This window comes from Neotamlana nanhaiensis (genome assembly GCF_000943555.1).
GTDB lineage: Bacteria > Bacteroidota > Bacteroidia > Flavobacteriales > Flavobacteriaceae > Neotamlana > Neotamlana nanhaiensis.
Genome location: NZ_JTDV01000010.1, coordinates 145,987 through 165,130, shown reverse-complemented (window position 1 = coordinate 165,130; position 19,144 = coordinate 145,987). Strand labels below are relative to the sequence as shown.

Annotated in this window: 15 protein-coding genes and 1 tRNA gene; 15 read left to right on the top strand and 1 reads right to left on the bottom strand. The window is 33.2% G+C overall.

Annotated features, from left to right (window positions below):
- Positions 1–62 precede the first annotated feature (62 nt).
- The 15 genes from PK35_RS11295 (at position 63) to PK35_RS11225 (ending at position 17,062) form a co-directional block, all read left to right on the top strand.
- Positions 63–1,175 (top strand): efflux RND transporter periplasmic adaptor subunit, encoded by a 1,113-nt coding sequence (locus PK35_RS11295; RefSeq protein ID WP_044626829.1) that lies wholly within the window; start codon positions 63–65, stop codon positions 1,173–1,175.
- A gap of 14 nt (positions 1,176–1,189) precedes the next feature.
- Positions 1,190–4,387, top strand: coding sequence for an efflux RND transporter permease subunit (locus tag PK35_RS11290; protein ID WP_044626828.1), 3,198 nt, complete (start codon positions 1,190–1,192; stop codon positions 4,385–4,387).
- Positions 4,377–5,693 carry a TolC family protein gene (locus PK35_RS11285; protein WP_117624674.1) on the top strand — a complete coding sequence of 439 codons (1,317 nt, stop codon included), beginning with the start codon at positions 4,377–4,379 and terminating at the stop codon, positions 5,691–5,693. The genes PK35_RS11290 and PK35_RS11285 overlap by 11 nt, the downstream gene beginning before the upstream one ends.
- 155 nt (positions 5,694–5,848) lie before the next feature.
- A complete protein-coding gene (locus PK35_RS11280; RefSeq protein WP_044626826.1) occupies positions 5,849–6,673 on the top strand; it encodes a Two component regulator three Y domain protein in 825 nt (274 codons plus the stop codon).
- Between the two features lie 189 nt (positions 6,674–6,862).
- Positions 6,863–6,935, top strand: a tRNA-Met gene (locus tag PK35_RS11275).
- Positions 6,936–7,001: 66 nt separating this feature from the next.
- Positions 7,002–7,460, top strand: coding sequence for an RNA methyltransferase (locus tag PK35_RS11270; protein ID WP_044626825.1), 459 nt, complete (start codon positions 7,002–7,004; stop codon positions 7,458–7,460).
- Between the two features lie 276 nt (positions 7,461–7,736).
- Positions 7,737–8,150: a response regulator gene (locus PK35_RS11265; RefSeq protein ID WP_044626824.1), complete on the top strand. Its 414-nt coding sequence runs from the start codon at positions 7,737–7,739 to the stop codon at positions 8,148–8,150.
- Positions 8,150–8,689, top strand: coding sequence for a heme NO-binding domain-containing protein (locus PK35_RS11260; protein ID WP_044626823.1), 540 nt, complete (start codon positions 8,150–8,152; stop codon positions 8,687–8,689). The genes PK35_RS11265 and PK35_RS11260 overlap by 1 nt, the downstream gene beginning before the upstream one ends.
- Entirely contained in the window at positions 8,690–10,672 is a 1,983-nt protein-coding gene (locus tag PK35_RS11255) for a PAS domain-containing sensor histidine kinase (protein ID WP_044626822.1), read from the top strand. It abuts the gene before it with no gap.
- A gap of 4 nt (positions 10,673–10,676) precedes the next feature.
- The gene (locus PK35_RS11250; RefSeq protein ID WP_044626821.1) at positions 10,677–11,810 is read left to right on the top strand and encodes an FIST signal transduction protein; all 1,134 of its coding nucleotides are present in this window, start codon (positions 10,677–10,679) and stop codon (positions 11,808–11,810) included.
- Positions 11,810–12,859 (top strand): sensor histidine kinase, encoded by a 1,050-nt coding sequence (locus PK35_RS11245; RefSeq protein WP_044626820.1) that lies wholly within the window; start codon positions 11,810–11,812, stop codon positions 12,857–12,859. The genes PK35_RS11250 and PK35_RS11245 overlap by 1 nt, the downstream gene beginning before the upstream one ends.
- A gap of 4 nt (positions 12,860–12,863) precedes the next feature.
- Positions 12,864–13,181 carry a hypothetical protein gene (locus PK35_RS11240; protein ID WP_044626819.1) on the top strand — a complete coding sequence of 106 codons (318 nt, stop codon included), beginning with the start codon at positions 12,864–12,866 and terminating at the stop codon, positions 13,179–13,181.
- Between the two features lie 9 nt (positions 13,182–13,190).
- The gene (locus PK35_RS11235; RefSeq protein ID WP_044626818.1) at positions 13,191–13,907 is read left to right on the top strand and encodes a LytR/AlgR family response regulator transcription factor; all 717 of its coding nucleotides are present in this window, start codon (positions 13,191–13,193) and stop codon (positions 13,905–13,907) included.
- Between the two features lie 110 nt (positions 13,908–14,017).
- Complete coding sequence (locus tag PK35_RS11230; RefSeq protein WP_044626817.1) at positions 14,018–16,444, top strand: DUF4114 domain-containing protein; 2,427 nt, start codon at positions 14,018–14,020, stop codon at positions 16,442–16,444.
- A gap of 150 nt (positions 16,445–16,594) precedes the next feature.
- A complete protein-coding gene (locus tag PK35_RS11225; RefSeq protein WP_131474413.1) occupies positions 16,595–17,062 on the top strand; it encodes a hypothetical protein in 468 nt (155 codons plus the stop codon).
- 4 nt (positions 17,063–17,066) lie between these two features.
- Here PK35_RS11225 and PK35_RS11220 read toward each other — a convergent pair whose 3' ends face one another.
- On the bottom strand, positions 17,067–19,127 hold the full coding sequence (locus PK35_RS11220; protein ID WP_044626815.1) for a tetratricopeptide repeat protein: 2,061 nt from the start codon (positions 19,125–19,127) through the stop codon (positions 17,067–17,069).
- Positions 19,128–19,144 lie beyond the last annotated feature (17 nt).

The following is a 19,144-nucleotide window of genomic DNA, read 5'->3' as shown; positions in this document are numbered from 1 at the left end:
TAAGAGTTATAGTTTGGCGATTACGGTAGCTTTGTAGCCACACACGCTCAAACAATCAACTCATGCGAAAGTTAATACTTGCCGGATTAGGTATTTTATTAATTGCTGCTTCAATCTATGGAGCAAAAAAAATTATTGATAGTAAAAACAAGCCCAAACCTGTACAGGAAAAGGTTGTAAAAACTGTTCTAACCGATACCGTTAAGAATACCACAGTAAAAATTGTGGTGCCTGCAAATGGTAATTTAATGGCAAAGCAACGCGTTGAACTATATTCCGAAGTTCAAGGTATTTTCAAATCGGGGAATAAACTGTTTAAGCCCGGGCAAAAATACAATAGAGGCGAAGCTTTAATTCGTATTGATGCTTCAGAATACTACGCCAGCGTGCAAGCTGCAAAAAGTAATTTATACAATAGTATTGCAGCTATAATGCCCGATTTACGTTTAGATTTCCCTGATGTGTTTAGCAAATGGCAAACTTATTTAAGCGGTTTCGATTTAAGTAAAACAACACCCAAACTTCCCGAGATGTCTTCCGATAAGGAAAACTATTTCATTACTGGTCGTGGCATTGTATCGAGTTACTACAACGTTAAAAATTTAGAGCAACGCCTTTCAAAATACAATATAACCGCGCCGTTTTCAGGAATTTTAACCGAAGCTTTGGTAACCGAAGGGTCGTTAATTAGAAGCGGACAAAAACTAGGCGAGTTTATTAATCCGTCGGTTTACGAAATGGAAGTTGCCATTAGTAAAACCTACGCCACCTTGCTCGAAGTTGGAGAAGCAGTACAGTTAAACAATTTAGACCATACCGAAACTTTTAAAGGAAAGGTATCCCGTGTTAACGGAAGCATTGATGCAACCACGCAAACCATTACCGCATATATTGAAGTAAAAGACGATAGCCTTAAAGAAGGCATGTATTTGGAAGCCAATTTGGATGCTAAGGAAGAACCAAATGCCATTGAAATTGATAGAAATTTACTCTTAGAAAGTAATCAAATTTTTATTGTAAAAGACGATATTTTAGATGTTGTTGATGTAAAGCCGGTGTATTTCTCCGATGCAAAAGTGGTTTTAAAAAATGTACCAAACGGCACTATTATACTTAAAAAGCCAGTTCCAGGTGCCTATGTAGGTATGCAGGTTAAGGCTGCCGATAATAGTTAAACACCTTCCCAATAATGAGAAAAATAATTGAATATTTTATACGATATCATGTTGCGGTAAATGTGTTTATTCTAGCGTTTTTTGTCTTCGGAATCATTGGAGCGCTATCATTAAAATCGTCGTTTTTTCCACTTTCAGAATCTAGAATAATCAATATTGCAATTACTTATCCTGGTGCAGCGCCACTTGAGATTGAGGAAGGTATTGTGCTTCAAATTGAAGATAATTTAAAAGGTTTAAAAGGTGTCGATCGTGTAACTTCGGTTTCCAAAGAAAATAGTGGAACAATTACAGTTGAAATTGAAAAAGGCGAAAGTTTAGACTTCATGTTACTTGAGGTTAAAAATGCAGTAGATCGCGTGCCTTCCTTTCCAACAGGTATGGAACCACTTGTGGTATCGAAACAAGAAGCGGTTAGAGAAACGATTTCTTTCGCTTTAAGCGGAAAAAACATTCCGTTAGCCACATTAAAACAATTGGCAAGACAAGTTGAAACCGATTTACGTGCTATTGATGGTATTTCGCAAATTGAAATCTCTGGTTTTCCAGAAGAAGAAATTGAAATCGCCGTTAACGAAACGCAATTATTAGCTTACAATATTACGTTTACCGAAGTAGCGCAAGCTGTAAATAATGCCAATATTTTAGTAACCGGTGGAAATGTAAAAACCGAAGCCGAAGAGTACCTCATTAGAGCCAATAACAAACAATATTACGGTAGAGAATTTTCAAATATTATTGTAAAAGCATCAAACGATGGTAAAGTTGTGCGATTAAAAGATGTTGCTGTAATTCGCGATAGATTTTCAGAAACACCAAATGCGACTTATTTCAACCAAGATTTAGCAGTAAATGTTTCCATAACAAGTACTAATAATGAAGATTTAATTTCGTCGGCAGGAAAGGTAAACGAGTACATTGAAGGTTACAATCAAAAATACGATAATGTTAAAATTAATGTAGTAAGCGATCGTTCCATTCCGTTAAAACAGCGAACCTTGTTGTTACTTACTAATGCGGGGCAAGGTGTACTTTTGGTGCTTATTTTTTTATCATTGTTTTTAAATACCCGATTAGCACTTTGGGTGGCTTTTGGGTTGCCAATTTCGTTTTTAGGGATGTTTATTTTTGCTTCTCAGTTCGATGTTACAATAAACGTGTTATCGCTGTTCGGGATGATAATTGTAATAGGAATTTTGGTAGATGATGGTATTGTAATTGCCGAAAACATCTATCAGCATTACGAAAAAGGTAAAAAACCAGTTCAAGCAGCTATTGATGGTACTTTGGAAGTTATTCCGCCTGTAGTTTCAGCAATTATAACAACGCTTTTAGCCTTTTCGCTATTCTTCTTTTTAGATAGTAGAATTGGTGAGTTTTTTAGCGAGGTATCCGTTGTGGTTATACTCACTTTAGTTGTGTCGTTAGTAGAAGCTTTAATAATTTTACCTGCGCATTTAGCACATTCAAAAGCCTTAAGGAAAACTGTGGTTGATGAAAATCCGTCTAAAATAAAGCAGTTTTTCTCTGTTATGAGTAATATTAATAAGGTGGGCGATAAAATAATGACTTACCTAAGAGATAAATTGTATGCCCCAGCTTTAGATTTTGTGCTTAATTTTAAATTATTATCTCTTGGTATATTTTTAGCACTGTTAATTTTAACCATTGGCGCCCTTGGCGGAAGTGTTATTGGCGTAACCTTGTTTCCTCGTATAGCTAGTGATGCGGTAAGTGTAGAACTGGTGATGCCGACAGGAACTAACGAAAAAATTACAGATTCTATCATTTCTATGATTGAAGAAAAATCGTTTATCGTTAATAAGGAGCTTACCGAAAAATATTTAAAAGATACTGATAAACAACTTTTTGAAAATACCATAGTAACCTTCAGTAGTAGTTCTAGTGCGACATTACGTATTAATTTATTGCCAGGTGAAGAACGCCCCGATGAAATTCAATCGTTTTTAGTAACCAATAGGTTGGAAGAATTAGTTGGGCCAGTAATTGGCACCGAACGTTTAATTTATGGTTCTGGTGGAAATTTTGGAGGTAATCCGGTTTCAGTGTCGTTATTAAGTAATACAATTGGTGAATTAAAGGCCGCCAAAAATGAACTCAAAAATTATTTAAAAACCAATCCGTTACTTAAAGATATAGGTGATAACGATCCTGCGGGCATTAAAGAAATTCGGTTAGAACTTAAGGAAAGTGCCTATTTGTTAGGATTAGATTTACGAACGGTTATGGCGCAAGTCCGTTCAGGATTTTTTGGAAATCAAGCACAACGTTTTCAGCGTGGACAAGATGAAATTAGAGTTTGGGTGCGTTATGATAGAAATAACCGAAGTTCTATTAACGATTTAGATGAAATGCGCATTGTAACACCAACCGGCGAGCGTGTTACTTTAAAAGATATTGCCAACTATAGCATTGAACGTGGGGAAGTGGCTATTAATCACTTGGAAGGGATGCGTGAAATTCAGGTTTATGCCGATTTAAAAAACCCGAGTACCAGTGCAACCGATATTTTAGATGATATCCGATCTAATTTCATTCCGAAGTTACAATCAAAATATCCAACCATTAACGCATCGTTCGAAGGTCAAAATCGTGAGGCTGGAAAATTGGTCGGTTCATTACGTGTTGCAGGTCCAATCATTTTACTTCTCATATACATTACTATTGCGTTTACATTTAGAAGTTATTCGCAGCCATTACTTCTGTTATTGTTAATTCCGTTTAGTTTAACCGCAGTATCTTGGGGGCACTACATTTTAGGTTTTCCTGTAAATATTTTATCTCTGTTAGGGATAATAGCTTTAATAGGTATTATGGTAAACGATGGGTTGGTGTTAATAGGTAAGTTTAATAGCAATTTAAAGGAAGGTATGCGTTTTGAGGAAGCACTATCGGAAGCAGGAAAATCGCGTTTCCGAGCCATTTTCTTAACCTCGTTAACTACAATTGCTGGTTTAGCACCGTTATTATTAGAAAAAAGTAGGCAAGCACAATTTTTAAAACCCATGGCTATTTCAATTTCGTTTGGTATTGCCTATGCAACGGTATTAACCTTATTAGTATTGCCATTATTTTTATCGTTTAGTAATAGCATAAAACAGGGTAGTAAATGGCTAGCAACAGGTAACGACGTAACAAGAGAAGAAGTAGAACGCGCGATTAAAGAACAAAATGAAATCCATGAAGATTAAACTATTTCTAATTAGCGTAGGATTAGGGTTGCAAAGTCTTGTAGCACAGGAAGTCCTTTCGCCAGATCAGGCGGTAAGTTTAGCTTTAGAGCATAATTACGGTATTAAAATAGCAAATAACACAGTTGAAGTCGCAAAAAATAATACCAGTATTTTAAATTCGGGCTACTTACCAACAGTTACCGGAAATGCTGGAGCATCAATTAATAAACAAAACTCTGAAGGGCAATTAGCGAATGGAGAAACGCGCGTAGCTAATGGTGCAGAAACTAGAAACTATAACGCTTCAATAAATTTAAATTATACCTTATTTGATGGTTTAGGTCGCGAGTATAATTATAAACAGCTAAAAGAAACACAACAATTAACCGAGTTGCAAGCCCGAGAAACCATCGAAAATACTGTTTTACAATTGTTTACTGTGTACTATAGTGTTGCCGAGCTTAATGAAAATACACAAGCGATTTTGCAAACTTTAGAGATTTCAAAGGAGCGTTTGGTGCGTGCGCAATACCAATTCGATTATGGTCAAGATACTAAGTTAGGTGTTTTAAATGCTGAAGTTGATGTTAATAACGACAGCATCAACTTAATGAATTCAAAACAACAGCTACAAAACTTTAAGCGCGATTTAAACTTAGTGTTAGGTAATAGTTTAACAGATGATTTTAATGTTGATACAACAATTGATTTTAATGAACTTATTGATAAAGCGACTTTGTTTGATAGAGCAAAACAGTACAATGCGAGTTTGATGCAAATCAATAAAAATATTGAAATAAACAGTTTAATTGTAAAATTGGAAAAATCTGCATATTTGCCAATTATTGGTTTAACCGGTAGTTATGGTTGGAATGAAACCAGTAATAACAGTCCATTAGCCTTTGCTTTGCAAAATACAAGTACGGGTGTTTCAGGCGGTGTGAGTTTAACATGGAATTTATTCGACGGTGGTACTACCATTACTAGAGTTAAAAATGCAAAACTCAATTTAGAAACCCAGAACATTCAAAAAGAAGAATATTTAGTAACCTTAGAGCGCGATTTTAACAATGCTTGGGACGATTACCAAAACAAACTTAATATCTTCAAATTACAAGAAGCCAATATTAAAACTTCGCAAAATAATTTCGATAGAACCGAGGAGAAATTTAAACTCGGTCAGTTAAACTCTATAGAATTTAGGCAAGCACAAATAAATCTACTTAATGCCGAATTAACTCGAAATCAAGCGAAATATGCTGCTAAAATTGCTGAATTAGAGCTACTTAAAATAAGTGGCGAAATTTTGAATATATCCTTTTAATTGAAGACAAAATCTGTTCGAAATTACACTTAATCGATTAAAAACGCATTTTAACTACTGTTAAATGTTAAAATTTGTCGTAGTTGGTCGAATAAAATAACCTGTAATCGATTTCTCCTTTATCTTCGTGGTGTGTTAATCCAAATCTAACAACTATGAAAACTTTACACTTAACCTTAGCCTTTATTTTTTCTACGTTTTATTCGTTTGCAAATATTTCAACTTCAGAGAAAGATGCTTTAATTGCGCTTTATAATGCTACAAATGGCACGGCGTGGAATGTAACTTGGGATTTAAACGCCTCGGTAAACGATTGGTATGGTGTTACGGTTGAAAACAATAAAGTTGTAGAGTTAAATTTACAGTTTAATAATTTAGAAGGTGAATTGCCTCATGCTATTGGAAGCTTAGTTAATCTTAGAAAAATTAATTTTGGTTTTAATAAGATTTCAGGAAATATCCCAACATCGCTACAAAATTTAAAAGATTTAACAGCTTTAGAGTTATTCATGAATAGGTTTGAAGGCGATATTCCCTCAGAATTAGGAAGCTTAAAAAACTTAGAATCATTAAAGTTATATAGCAATCAGTTAACCGGAGAAATTCCAGTTTCTTTAATGGATCTTGATAATTTAAAAGAGCTATTGTTAGGAAGTAATTTTATTTCAGGTGAAATACCAAGAGAAATTTCTGCTTTAACTAAATTAGAAAAGTTAAGTTTAATGGATAACCAAATGTATGGTGAAATTCCAACCGAGATTGCACAACTACAAAATTTAGAAGAGTTGTTATTATCAACCAACCAGTTTACAGGCGATTTACCAATTGAGTTTATGAACCTTAAAAACTTAAATACGGTAATGGTTAGCGATAATAATTTAAATGAAGAGTATGTAAGTATTTCTGGAAAAAATCCTCCAGTATTAGGTGCTTTAGAAATGCAAAACTCTACAGCCATTATGGATATTGAAAAAGAATAATTATAAACATTAGTAATAGCTTAAAACCATCGAAAAACCATTTGTTTTTCGATGGTTTTTTTATGGTCTTCGTTTTTTTTTTTTTTTTGTTTAAGTGTCTTGTTTTTAGTCTGTTAAAATTAAGGTTTAATATTTTTTATAAATTGTCTTGTAAAATATAAAATTGGTTGTATATTTGCACTCCTATATCGCGGGATAGAGCAGTAGGTAGCTCGTCGGGCTCATAACCCGAAGGTCACTGGTTCGAGTCCAGTTCCCGCTACTAAGAGAAAGCTTCACAGAAATGTGGAGCTTTTTTTATTTTTAATTATAGATTACTTTTACAACCATGAACAACAACTTTATAAACGAGTATTTTGGAATTGGTATTTTAAACGGCAAAACACCAGAGAACTTAGGTGTGTTATGGAGGTCGGCACAAAACATGGGGGCGAGTTTCATTTTTACAATTGGTAATAGGTATGCAAAACAAGCTTGTGATACCCATAATGCGGTAAAATCTATGCCATATTTTCATTATGAAACGTTTCAAGAGTTTTTTAATAATCTACCTAAAGGCGCTCGAATTGTTGGAGTAGAACTCGATGATAAGGCCAAGGATTTAGAACCATTTCATCACCCAAGGCGTTGTGTATATTTACTTGGGGCCGAAGACCACGGATTGACCAATGAAGCTATCGAGAAATCTCATTTTTTAGTAAAGTTCAAATCAGAATTAAGCCTAAATGTAGCCGTTGCAGGTAGTATAATTATGTACGATAGGCAACTTAGTAAGCCTAGGAGTTAGATGCTTTTTCCAATTGGATTAATAAAACTTATAATTATATTACGCTTACTTTTAAGTTTTATATAATTCAATAAAAATTTAAAGATAAAATTTGCTTAAAACGTAAGTAAATACAGTGCTTTTCGGCCTGTTTAACGTATTGGCATGATGCTTTTAAAAACCGTTTATCTGTTTCAAATTACCATTCGTCTACACTTATTTTTATGTTAACGAACTATAATGCAATTTTCGAGGCATAATTATAATTTTATACTCAAAATCACAAAAAAGCGTATCATGTCCAAAGTTTTAAACGTTTTAGTAATTGAAGATGATGTTATTGAAGTTATGAAACTAAATAGAGCCATTTCATCACTTCAACTTAAACATAATATTATAGAGGCCAACAATGGAGAAGAAGCCTTAAATATTTTACAAAATAAAGGTGAATTACCCGACATAATTTTATTAGATTTAAACATGCCAAAATTAAATGGTATTGAGTTTTTAACTATTTTAAAAAACGACGATGTTTTAAGGTACATTCCAACCATAATTTTAACAACATCGAGTAACCAACGCGATCTGTTAGAGTGCTATAAAATAGGTATTGCAGGTTATGTAATAAAACCTTTAAAATATGAAGAGTATGTTTCTAAAATTGAAAGAGTTTTAGGGTACTGGAGCATTAACGAACTAAAACAAATATAATGAAAGGCATTGTTTTTACAGAGTTTCTTGATTTAGTCGAAGATAAATTTGGCTTAGAAATGGTTGATAGTATAATATCCAATTCTAATCTAAAATCTGAAGGAGTTTATACCTCTGTAGGAACCTACGAGTTTTCAGAAATGTTACAATTACTAAATAATTTAAGTGAAAATACTAATATTTCTACCGATGATTTACTGCAAGTTTACGCCGAACATTTTTTTAGTGTAATTAAGCGAAGCTACTCGGGGATATTGCAAATGTATTCCGATCCTATTGAAATGCTGGCTTCAATAGAAAATCACATTCATGTGGAGGTAAAAAAAATATATCCCGATGCCGAATTGCCAACATTTCAAGTCTTAGAAAAAACACCAAACCTATTAGTTTTAATTTATAAATCTAGTAGAGCAATGCATGCTTTTGGTTTAGGGTTAATGAATAAAACTTTCGAGCATTTTAATGAAACAGCGACGATAGAGTTTGAAAAGCTAAATGATGTAGCTACCGAAGTAAAATTCATTATAAAGAAAAATTAAATGAGTCAAGATAAAATTGACATACTTCAACGTGCTCTAAATCGCGAAAAAGCCGCTAGAAAGCAAGCTGAAGCTATTTTAGAACAAAAATCGGCAGAGTTGTATGAGTCTAATCAAAAATTAGCCGAGGCTTATACTAGTTTAGAATCTACTTTTGCAAAAACCGATTCGCAACTACAAGGTGTTTTCGAGCATATTGTAGATGCCTATGTAGTGGCCGATGTAGAAGGCAATATCATAAAAATGAATGCCGCAGCAGTAACCCTTTTGGGCTTAAAAAGTGTAAAGGATAGCTGTAACTTAATGGATTTAGTGCGTCCAGATCAATATATAGACGTTTTTAATGCCTTTAATGTCGTTTATCGAGAAGGTGGTTCGGTAAGCGATTTAGTTGTTAATATTACCACAAAAGATCATCGAAAAATTATAGTTCAAATTAATGCCAGTGTTATTTATGATAATGGAGTGCCCATTGCTTCACACGGTATTGTTCGAGATATTACCCAATCAAAAAACGAAAAAGAAAAATTAATAGAGTCTGAAGAGCGTTTAGCAGCGTTAATTCAAAACCTAGAAGAAGGCGTATTGTTAGAAGACGAAAACCGAAAAATAATTCTTGTTAATAATAAATTTTGTGAGTTTTTTAATGTTAAGAAACAACCCAACGAATTAGTGGGTAAAGATTGTCTGCCAGTAATAGAAGAAATAAAGCACAGCTTTAAAGATTCCCAAAAATTTATTACCGATATAACCGCGGCATTTAATTCTAAAAAGCCTGTTTTAAATGAAGATTTAGAAACAATTGACGACCGTATTTTTGAGCGCGATTATATACCTATTTTTAGAGATGGTGTTTACAAAGGCCATTTATGGAAGTATAAAGATTTTACCATTAGACGCCAATATAGAAAAAGCTTAGAAGCTGAAAAGTTTAAGTATTCAAGTATAATTTCTAACATGAATTTGGGCTTATTGGAAGTTGATGTAAACGACAGAATTGTAATGGCTAATAAAAGCTTTTACGACATGACGGGCTATGCCGAAGATGAAATAATTGGTAAAGTAGGTAAAGATTTTTTACCCTCTGATGAAGATAAGGAAATTGTAAATGAGCAAAACAGAAATCGTAAAAAAGGAAAAACAGATTCTTACGAAGTTCGTATAAAAAATAAAGCAGGAGAATTACGGCATTGGTTAGTAAGTGGAGCGCCAAATTATAATTTAAAAGGCGAAGTTGTGGGGTCTATTGGAATAAATTTCGATATAACCGATATTAAAAGCCTACAACTACAAAAAGAGAATCTATTAAAAAAGTTAGAAAAAAGTAACGACGAACTTTACGAATACGCTCATGTGGTTTCGCACGATTTAAAATCGCCATTACGCAGTATTAATGCCTTAGTAAGCTGGTTAAAAGAAGATAATAAAGACAAATTAGATGCTGTTAGCTTACAAAACATTGCGCATATTGAAACCACACTCGAAAAAATGGAACAATTAATAACCGATGTTTTAGAGTATTCCAGTATAGGTTCAGAAGATAGTGAAAAAGAGGAGGTAAATGTACATACATTAGTTACCGATTTAATAGGAATTTTACACAAGCCTAGTCATGTAAACGTTACCGTGTTAAATACGCTACCAAGCCTTAATGGTAACAGAGTTAAACTGCAACAGCTGTTTCAAAACTTAATGAGTAACGCTATTAAATTTATAGACAAAGAAGCTGGTTTGGTAGAGATTGATGTGCAAGCAAAAGGCGATTTCTATCAGTTTTCGGTTAAAGATAACGGTATAGGCATCGATAAAAAATTTCACGATAAAATATTTAAAATTTTTCTCTCCTTAAATAAACGAAAAGATTCAACAGGTATAGGGCTTTCTATTGTTAAGAAAATAGTAGAAATGCATGAAGGCGAAATTTGGTTAGAGAGCGAACCTACTAAAGGAACAACCTTTTATTTTACATTAAAAAAAACTTAAACCCATGAAAATAGTTCAACTAAAAAAACAAAAAAATAGCGACTGGGAATATTTAAGTGAAAACCAGAGCTTAAACAATCCGTTAGTTTTGGTTTTTGGTAATCGTTTTTTATTAGAACAAGATAATATTTATAGCGAAGTAAGTGCATTATTTCCAAATGCACATATAATTTTTGCATCTACCAGTGGCGATATAACATCACAATCGGTTGATGATGATTCAATTACCATTACCGCAATGGAGTTTGAAAAAAGTACATTCGAAATAAAAACTAGTAATGTATCGGCATTAACAGAAGATAGTTATAAAACAGGTAACGATATCATAAATCAGTTTAATAAAGAAAATTTAAAATTTGTTTTTATAGTAAGCGAAGGTAGTTTTGTTAACGGTAGCCAATTAACAAAAGGGATGAACGCTGCCGTAAACAACAATGTTTTAATTACGGGTGGCTTATGTGGCGATGCTGCAAGGTTCGAAAAAACGTTAGCATCATATAACGAAAACCCTAAGGAAGGCGAAATTGTAGCTGTTGGGTTTTATGGCGATAGTTTAGAAGTCTCATTTTCAATTTATGGCGGATGGACACCCTTTGGGCCAGAGCGTATTGTAACAAAATCGAAAGGTAATGTGCTTTACGAACTCGATAATTTACCAGCTTTAGATTTGTATAAAAAATATTTAGGAGAAAAATCGAAAGACTTACCAGGAGCAGCTTTACTGTATCCTATGAATGTGAAAATTGAAAATGAAGACCACTCTATTGTAAGAACAATTCTTAACATAAACGAAGACGACCATTCTATGATTTTTGCAGGCGATATTCCCGAAAATTCTAAGGTACAACTTATGATGACGAATGTAGATAATATTGCAAATGCATCCGAACAAGCCGCAAGACAAGCCATTTTAAACCGAAAAAAAGACCCCGAAATAGCTTTTTTAGTAAGTTGTATTGGTAGAAAACTGGTTTTAGATCAACGTGTAGAAGAAGAAGTTGAAGAAGTAATATCAGTAGTTGGTGAAAACACAGTGGTTTCTGGGTTTTATTCCTATGGTGAAATAGCGCCCTTCAACGGCGAAAATAATTGTCAGTTACACAATCAAACCATGACTGTAACATTATTAAGTGAATAATGAATTCGTTATTAAAAAGACAAATACGTAAATATTTAAACGACGACCTTTTAGAAAATAAGGAAGTTAAGGCTTTTATGGAAGCCGTTAATAATTCATACAATAATTTCGACGAGCAATTTGTTATGGTACAACGCGCTATGAAAATAAGTTCGGAAGAATTGTTTACTGCAAATCAAAAACTTCAGGAAGAGGCCGAGGCACAAAAAAAGGTAATAAATAAGCTAAAAAACATTGTTGAAACATTAAATATAGACCAATCTTCAACCCAAAAAAATAAAGATGTTGGCAGTTTTGATGTTGAAAACCTCGCTAATTTTATTGAAGACCAAGCGCAAAAAATTGTTGAAATTAATCAGAAAAGCGAAAAATTGCTCGAAGAATTATCGTATCAAAACCAAGAATTAAGCGATTATGCCCACATGATATCGCACGATTTAAAATCGCCATTGCGAAGTATCGATACCTTAACTTTATGGCTGTATGATGATAATAAAGATGTGTTTAACGAAAGCGATAAACAAACTATTTATCAAATTAGAAATCATGTTGAAAAAATGGAGCTTTTAATTAATGGTATTTTAGAATATTCAACCATTGGTAGAGCTCAAGAAGGTATTTATAATGTAGATGTAGATTATGCTGTAAACGAAGTTTTAGGTAGACTTGAAATACCAGATAATATATCGGTTGTTAAATTGCAACAATTGCCTTTAATTAAGGGCGAGAAATATAGATTACAGCAAGTTTTTAGAAACCTAATTACCAACGCCATTAACTTTAATGATAAAAAACAAGGTAAAGTTGAAATAGGATATACAGAACATGAAAGCCATTGGGAATTTTTTGTAAAAGATAATGGTAAAGGTATCGAAGAGAAGTATTTCGATAAAATATTTAAAACCTTTCAAAAACTCGAAATTAAAGTTGGTACTATAGGTATGGGACTATCTATTGCCAAAAAAATTGTAACCATGTATGGCGGAGAGATTTGGTTAAAATCTGAGGTAGGAAAGGGTACAACATTTTATTTTACCATAAAAAAATAACACTATGGAACAACCAAATTTGTCGTATATAGAAAACATGTCTGGAGGTGATAAAGTCTTCGAACAAAAGCTAATTGATATCATTAAAATAGAGTTTCCAGAAGAAAAGAAAGTGTATTATAACAACTTGGCCGCGAAAAAACATAAAGAAACCGCCGAAAATGTACACAAACTTAAGCATAAAATTAGTATTTTAGGGCTAGAAAAAAGTTATACTGTAGCTGTGGCTTACGAAGAAAACTTAATTGAAGGCAAAACCGAGCTTAAAAACGAGTTTGAAGCTATTTTACAAAATATAACAAAGTATTTAGATCAACTATAACTAACCTTTATGAATTGTATTATTATTGATGATGAAGCTACTGCTCGCGCAATCATTGGTCAATTATGTTCAACCGTCTCGTCTCTAAACGTTTTAGAAGAGTTTCCTAATGCAATTCAGGCAATAAAATATTTAAATCAAAATCAAGTCGATTTAATATTTTTAGATATACATATGCCAGATTTTACGGGGTTCGATTTTATTGATACCATAAAAAAACCTCCTAAAATAATCTTAACAACCTCCGATCCTAAATTTGCAATTCAAGCGTTTGAGTACAATTGTATTGTTGATTATTTGGTAAAACCCATTTCTCAAGAACGCTTTTTAAAAGGTATTCAAAAGGCTCAATCACTTTCAAGTCCTACTTCAACCCAAACCGTTACTTCAACCGAAGAGGTAGAAGCATCATCGGATAATGATTTGTATATAAATATAGATAGACGTTTAATAAAAATTGATATTCCAAGTATTTATATGGTTGAAGCTAGAGGCGATTATATTCAGCTAAAAACCGAAGATAAAAACTACACGGTACATTCAACTTTAAAAAAAATTGAAGAAAAACTACCAAACGATGTGTTTTTAAAAGTGCATAGGTCTTTTATTATTAACATTAAAAAAATTGTTGATATAGAGGATAATAGTGTTTTAATTAAAAAGGATGTAATACCTGTAAGCCGATCTAACCGCCCTGAGTTAATGAAACGTTTAAATTTGCTATAACGCTCATCCCGTTGTTTTTACCATTCGTCTACACTTAATGTTTTGTCAGTCGAAAATTAAAAAAATACTGTATGTATTGATATAAGTTTGTTTCAACAAATCTATATATCATGAAAAAAATACTACAACTTTTAATTTTAATTGTCTCGGTATTTAGTTTTGCTCAAAACTTTAACTATTTAGGAGACTACACTTATGATGGAACGCCACTGTATTTAGAACCGACTTCGGATGTCATTGACGATGCTACCATGCAAATGGTAAGTAATTCGCTTCCAGAAGGCTATCCGGTTCCAGACTACAATCCACATTATATTTCTTCGGGTTACGATACCGATATTGTAATTGAAAAACCTGCCGATGTTTGGGTTACTTTTGTTGATGAAGGTGCCGGCTACCGCAATGTTTTAGGGTTTTATACTTACAATATTAACGATCCCAATCCGGTAATGCCAACCGACCAAGATATAACCATAATTTTTCCTAATGTTTCTGCCGTTGGAAGCGGTGGCGGACTACAACCTGGTAATAAGGTTAAAATAGGTACATTTCAACCAGATACTGTAATTGGTTGGGTACTTTTAGCTAATGCGTGGAACGGGTCTTTGGTTACTTGGGGACATTGGCAGTTGTATTCAAATACAGAATTTAACCCTGAAGCCGACGAGCATTTAAGACACCATAATGTATTATTAGCCGATCCTGAAAACGACCGTGTTATTTTAGGTTTTGAAGATATTCGTCGCGATTATAGTTCATGCGATAACGATTTTAATGATGCTATTTTTTATGTAACTGCAAACCCTTACGACGCTATAAAAACAACAAATTTACCAGAAGTTGTCCCAGAGTCTACCACAATAACTTCGGCTAATTTAGGCGGTTTAGAAAGTAATGGTAACCTAGCGAGTAAAATTGCAAAGCGTAACTTTAAGCGTAAAATTATGGGAAAGGTTGCCGATAAAAAAATCTTACAAAAAACTTATGCTAAAGGGAAATCTGGCAAAAATTCTGGAACAAACTCTTTAGAAAAATATTTGCCAGAAACAGGAATGTATGGCAATGAAACGGCATATGTTTCTAGTCCCGATGATTTGTTAGGTATTACTAATGCTCAAGAAGTTTTTTCGGTAGATTTATATCAAGATTCAAATAGGGTTTCTGCGGTTTTAGCTACTAAAACAGTTGGGGGTGTTTACGACCACTCTAAAGCAATTTGCGACCGATTAAATAGTTCGAGTTTAGAAGATATTAGAACCGTAACAGTACGAGGCCATAACGTTATTAATTCAGAAATTAAACGAGCAACAGGAGAAACAGAATACACCTTAAGTTTTTCGGTAAAGTTAGAGGCAGAAAGCAATAAGTTATTTAGTTTTTGGAATATTGATCAATACCCAGAAGGCGATTATAATAATTTTCAAATATGGGGTAGTTCGTTCTCGCAGGTGTTTGCAATAGCAAATCATATTATTGATACGTTTACAAGCGAAAAGGCCTTAACAAGTACTTTAGTTGAAGATAAAATACCGTCGGTTTTTGTTAAATCTGGCTACTATTCAAACGGAAAAATTCATTTAAATATTATTAATAAAACCGCAACTACCAGCCTTATATTTAACGGAAACGTAGCCGAAACAGAAGTGTCTAATCATTCTAATATCCAACAAAATATAGCATTAAGTGGTGCTTATAACGAAGTAATAAGTGTTGATACAGGTGTTCTTTTTGATATAGGCTTCTCGTTAGCTACGAATACATCTGCCCAAAAAGATGCCTTGTATTTAGCTGATGGTCCTTGGGGGTTAGATTATCTAGATGAAGCCGCCAATATAAATACTTTTTTAGTAGATAATGAAGCTTCAAATTATAGCGATAATGTTTATGAGGTTAACAGACAACCAATGGTTTCTGGAAGTGTTAGAGATAATGTTAATTTATTCCGACATATTTTACCAGGCGATCAAACCTTAAATGTTTCAGAGTTTACAAGTGTTCAATTCGAAATTTTTAATTCGCAACCAGTAGAAATTGTATTAATGCCTGAAGAATTAACCGATTGGAATAATAGATTGCGTTACACATTACCAGCTAATAGTACCGAAACTATGCACGTCATTAATTTTTCAGATTTTAAGGATGCAAATGGTAACTCAGCAGATATAACTAATATAAAAACCATAGTGTTTTCGGTTTTAGGGAATTATTCAACACTGCAACCATTTACGTTGTCAATAAGCGAGTTAGCATTTTCAAGCGAGGCAAGTTTGTCTAATACTCAAGTTGAAGAAGCTGAAGGTTTAAATACTTACCCAAATCCGTTTACCACAAAAACAACAGTACAGCTTAAAAGCAATGCTCAATTTGTTGATATAAAAGTTTACGATATGCTAGGTAGAACTGTAGATACACAACATATTTTAACACACGGTAAAGCAATCACATATAGCGCCCCGAATTTATCGAGAGGTTTATATAAATTTAAATTGATTGATAGCAATAAAAGAGTTTACTCTGGTACGTTCATGAAGGAGTGATTTTTTAGTGATTATTTACTTAAAAGGGTGAAAACATTATGTTTTTGCCCTTTTTTTTATTTTAAAACCTTAAATTTGAGTCAACTGTAAACTTTTAAATATCAGTCATATATGAAAGCTGCTTTAACTTTTTTTCTTGTTTTAATTTTAATGAATTCTAGTCTAGCTCAGTCATCGCAAACCGATTTAATAAGCCAATCTAAAATTAAAGCATTAGGTTTTATGGTTGGTAATTGGAAAGGAAATGGGTGGATGATGCGAGGTCCTAATAAATCTGAGTTTAACCAAATAGAAAATATTCAATTTAAGCTTGATTCTACTGCAATTTTAATTGAAGGCTTAGGGAAGGTGAAAGGCCGTATTATACATAACGCACTTGCTATCTTATCTTATAATAAAGAAACCGAAGCTTATTCGTTTCGGTCGTATTTACCAAGTGGGCAAAATGCTGAGTTTCAGGCGGAGTTAATTAATGAAAAACTATTCTGGTATCCGAATAAAAATATGCGTTATATAATTTGGATTAATGAAAACGAACAGTGGCAAGAAACAGGAGAATACAATCGTGATGGCACTTGGATACAGTTTTTTGAAATGACCTTAAATAGAGTGGAGTAACGTTTTATTTCCTAAAAACGGGACTATTAAACAAGAGCCATTTAAATCTAACACCAATTTCGGTGTACGTAAAACCAGCAGCAGTAGCCGATGCAATATTACTGCGGGTACCATAAATATTGCTTAAACAACGGTTGGAAAACTTATAACCTAGTTTACCTTGTATACGATAGGTACTTTGGCTTTTATCGTTATTTATAAATTGTAAGCCTGTAGCAGCAGTAAGTTCGTAAAACCATTCGTTGGGTTTCGTTATAATTTCGTTTTTAATTAGGTTTACAAATATTTCGCCGGCATTAAATTTTTCTGGACTAAAATAAATGGTGGGTACTTGGTTTTTAAATGTAATATATTGGTAATTTAATCCTGCTTTTAATGCAGGTTTACTTAAAATATTATAGTATAACGAGGTAAACAAAAGGTTTCTGTTGTTATTGTCATTTTGCCATGTATAAAAGTATTGGGTAAACCAGCCTAGGTTAAAATTGGTGCTTAAATTGTAATTGGCGTAAAGGTTGTTCATTACAATTTCCCTATTAATTAATTCGGCATTAAAACTTTGTATTTCGCGTTTGTAACCAACGTCTAGCACTTGTAGTTTAAATGGTTTTAGGTGCAACGACACATCTGTAACAAATTGTGTAAAGTTGTTTCCGTTGGCAGTTGCAGCTGTTATGCCTCCATTTGCATGTAATGTTATATTGTTTAAAATTTGATAGGCAAAACCAGCAAAAAGGGTGTTTGATGTTGCCTCATTATTGGTTATTTTATTACTGGTATTGCGGTGAGCATAGTTTACTAGCCATTTAAATTTTGTTGAGGTAGGAAACTCAATACCTGTTTGTACATTAAAAGCTTTATTGTCGCCATTATCGAAAGAGTATGACGCTTTTGTTTCCCCAAATGGCGTAAAGTTGGTGTTTAAATCGTTTATAAAATTGGTGGCATCTTTTTGTTTATGGTAAAATTTCAAGGTGTTTTCTGCCGAGGTATAAGCGTTTTTGTAAAATCCTAAGGCTTTTAAAGCGTTCGCTTTTCCTAAGTTGCCATCAAAAGAGGAGCTATCGTTAAGTAAAATTTGATTGTAATCGGTAACACTTTTTTTAAAGTCACTTTTATAAATATTTAGTGTTGCTCGTAGCGCAAGTATCCAGTTTTCGTTTGGGGAACTTTTTATTAAGTTAGAAATAAGTTGGCTCGCTGTTTTAAATTTTTTATTCCAAATTAAAGCTTGAATGTAGCGTTCGGTGGTTGGTTTTATCATGTTGGCATCAGTATTTGCACCTAAACTTAAAAAGGCTTGTTCGCTTAATTGTAATGCCTTTTTTTCTTTATTATTTAGGTGAGCAACTAGTGCTAATCCATTTAAAGCAGTCAACATATTTTCTGCCTTTTGAGCTAAAGTGTTATATGTGTTTTCTGCATCTTCTAGTTGGTTTGCAATTAAATACAAATTAGCCAAATTTATTAGCGTGTCTTTATCATTTTTAAAAAGTCTGTGGTTTTCTTGTAAAAGGGCTTCGGCCTCTTGGTATTGTTGTGCTTGTTGTTTTTGGTAAGCGTAGCCCAAATACATATATTTTTTTGAGGTTAATGCATTTATATTTCCAGGAGAAACGTTTAAAGCCTTATTTACGTACGTTAAAGCTTCGGGGTATTCTTTTAAATTAGATAGCGTATTGGCATAACTAAGTAACGCAGCGAAACTTTTTGGGTCTTCGGTTATTAATTGCTTAAAATATGCCTTTGCTGGTGTGAATTTTTTGTTCCACAAAAGCGATTCGCCATAATTTAATTTTACTTCAAAATCGTTTGGAAAATCTTCTAATAAAGCTTTAAATAGTATTTCTGCATCGTTTGCTTTACCATTTAATCCAATAGCACGCCCATAACATAATCGGGCTGTTTTGTTGGTAGGATAGTCACTTAAAATGTTTTTAAAATAGATCTCTGCATCTTGGTAATTACCTGTTTCTAAATAATTAAAGCCTTCTTTCATATTTTGGGCGTAGGTGTAGTTTAAAAGAAAAATTAAAAGATAGATAAGTGGCCTTTTTACAATCATAATTTTAAATATTAGTG

Bases quoted from the DNA above. Each gene is read 5' to 3' on its own strand.
- PK35_RS11260 (WP_044626823.1), top strand. From the start codon at position 8,150: ATGAAAGGCATTGTTTTTACAGAGTTTCTTGATTTAGTCGAAGATAAA.
- PK35_RS11270 (WP_044626825.1), top strand. From the start codon at position 7,002: ATGAACAACAACTTTATAAACGAGTATTTTGGAATTGGTATTTTAAAC.
- PK35_RS11235 (WP_044626818.1), top strand. From the start codon at position 13,191: ATGAATTGTATTATTATTGATGATGAAGCTACTGCTCGCGCAATCATT.
- PK35_RS11255 (WP_044626822.1), top strand. From the start codon at position 8,690: ATGAGTCAAGATAAAATTGACATACTTCAACGTGCTCTAAATCGCGAA.
- PK35_RS11280 (WP_044626826.1), top strand. From the start codon at position 5,849: ATGAAAACTTTACACTTAACCTTAGCCTTTATTTTTTCTACGTTTTAT.
- PK35_RS11230 (WP_044626817.1), top strand. From the start codon at position 14,018: ATGAAAAAAATACTACAACTTTTAATTTTAATTGTCTCGGTATTTAGT.
- PK35_RS11285 (WP_117624674.1), top strand. From the start codon at position 4,377: ATGAAGATTAAACTATTTCTAATTAGCGTAGGATTAGGGTTGCAAAGT.
- PK35_RS11250 (WP_044626821.1), top strand. From the start codon at position 10,677: ATGAAAATAGTTCAACTAAAAAAACAAAAAAATAGCGACTGGGAATAT.
- PK35_RS11290 (WP_044626828.1), top strand. From the start codon at position 1,190: ATGAGAAAAATAATTGAATATTTTATACGATATCATGTTGCGGTAAAT.
- PK35_RS11295 (WP_044626829.1), top strand. From the start codon at position 63: ATGCGAAAGTTAATACTTGCCGGATTAGGTATTTTATTAATTGCTGCT.
- PK35_RS11245 (WP_044626820.1), top strand. From the start codon at position 11,810: ATGAATTCGTTATTAAAAAGACAAATACGTAAATATTTAAACGACGAC.
- PK35_RS11240 (WP_044626819.1), top strand. From the start codon at position 12,864: ATGGAACAACCAAATTTGTCGTATATAGAAAACATGTCTGGAGGTGAT.
- PK35_RS11225 (WP_131474413.1), top strand. From the start codon at position 16,595: ATGAATTCTAGTCTAGCTCAGTCATCGCAAACCGATTTAATAAGCCAA.
- PK35_RS11265 (WP_044626824.1), top strand. From the start codon at position 7,737: ATGTCCAAAGTTTTAAACGTTTTAGTAATTGAAGATGATGTTATTGAA.
- PK35_RS11220 (WP_044626815.1), bottom strand. From the start codon at position 19,127: ATGATTGTAAAAAGGCCACTTATCTATCTTTTAATTTTTCTTTTAAAC.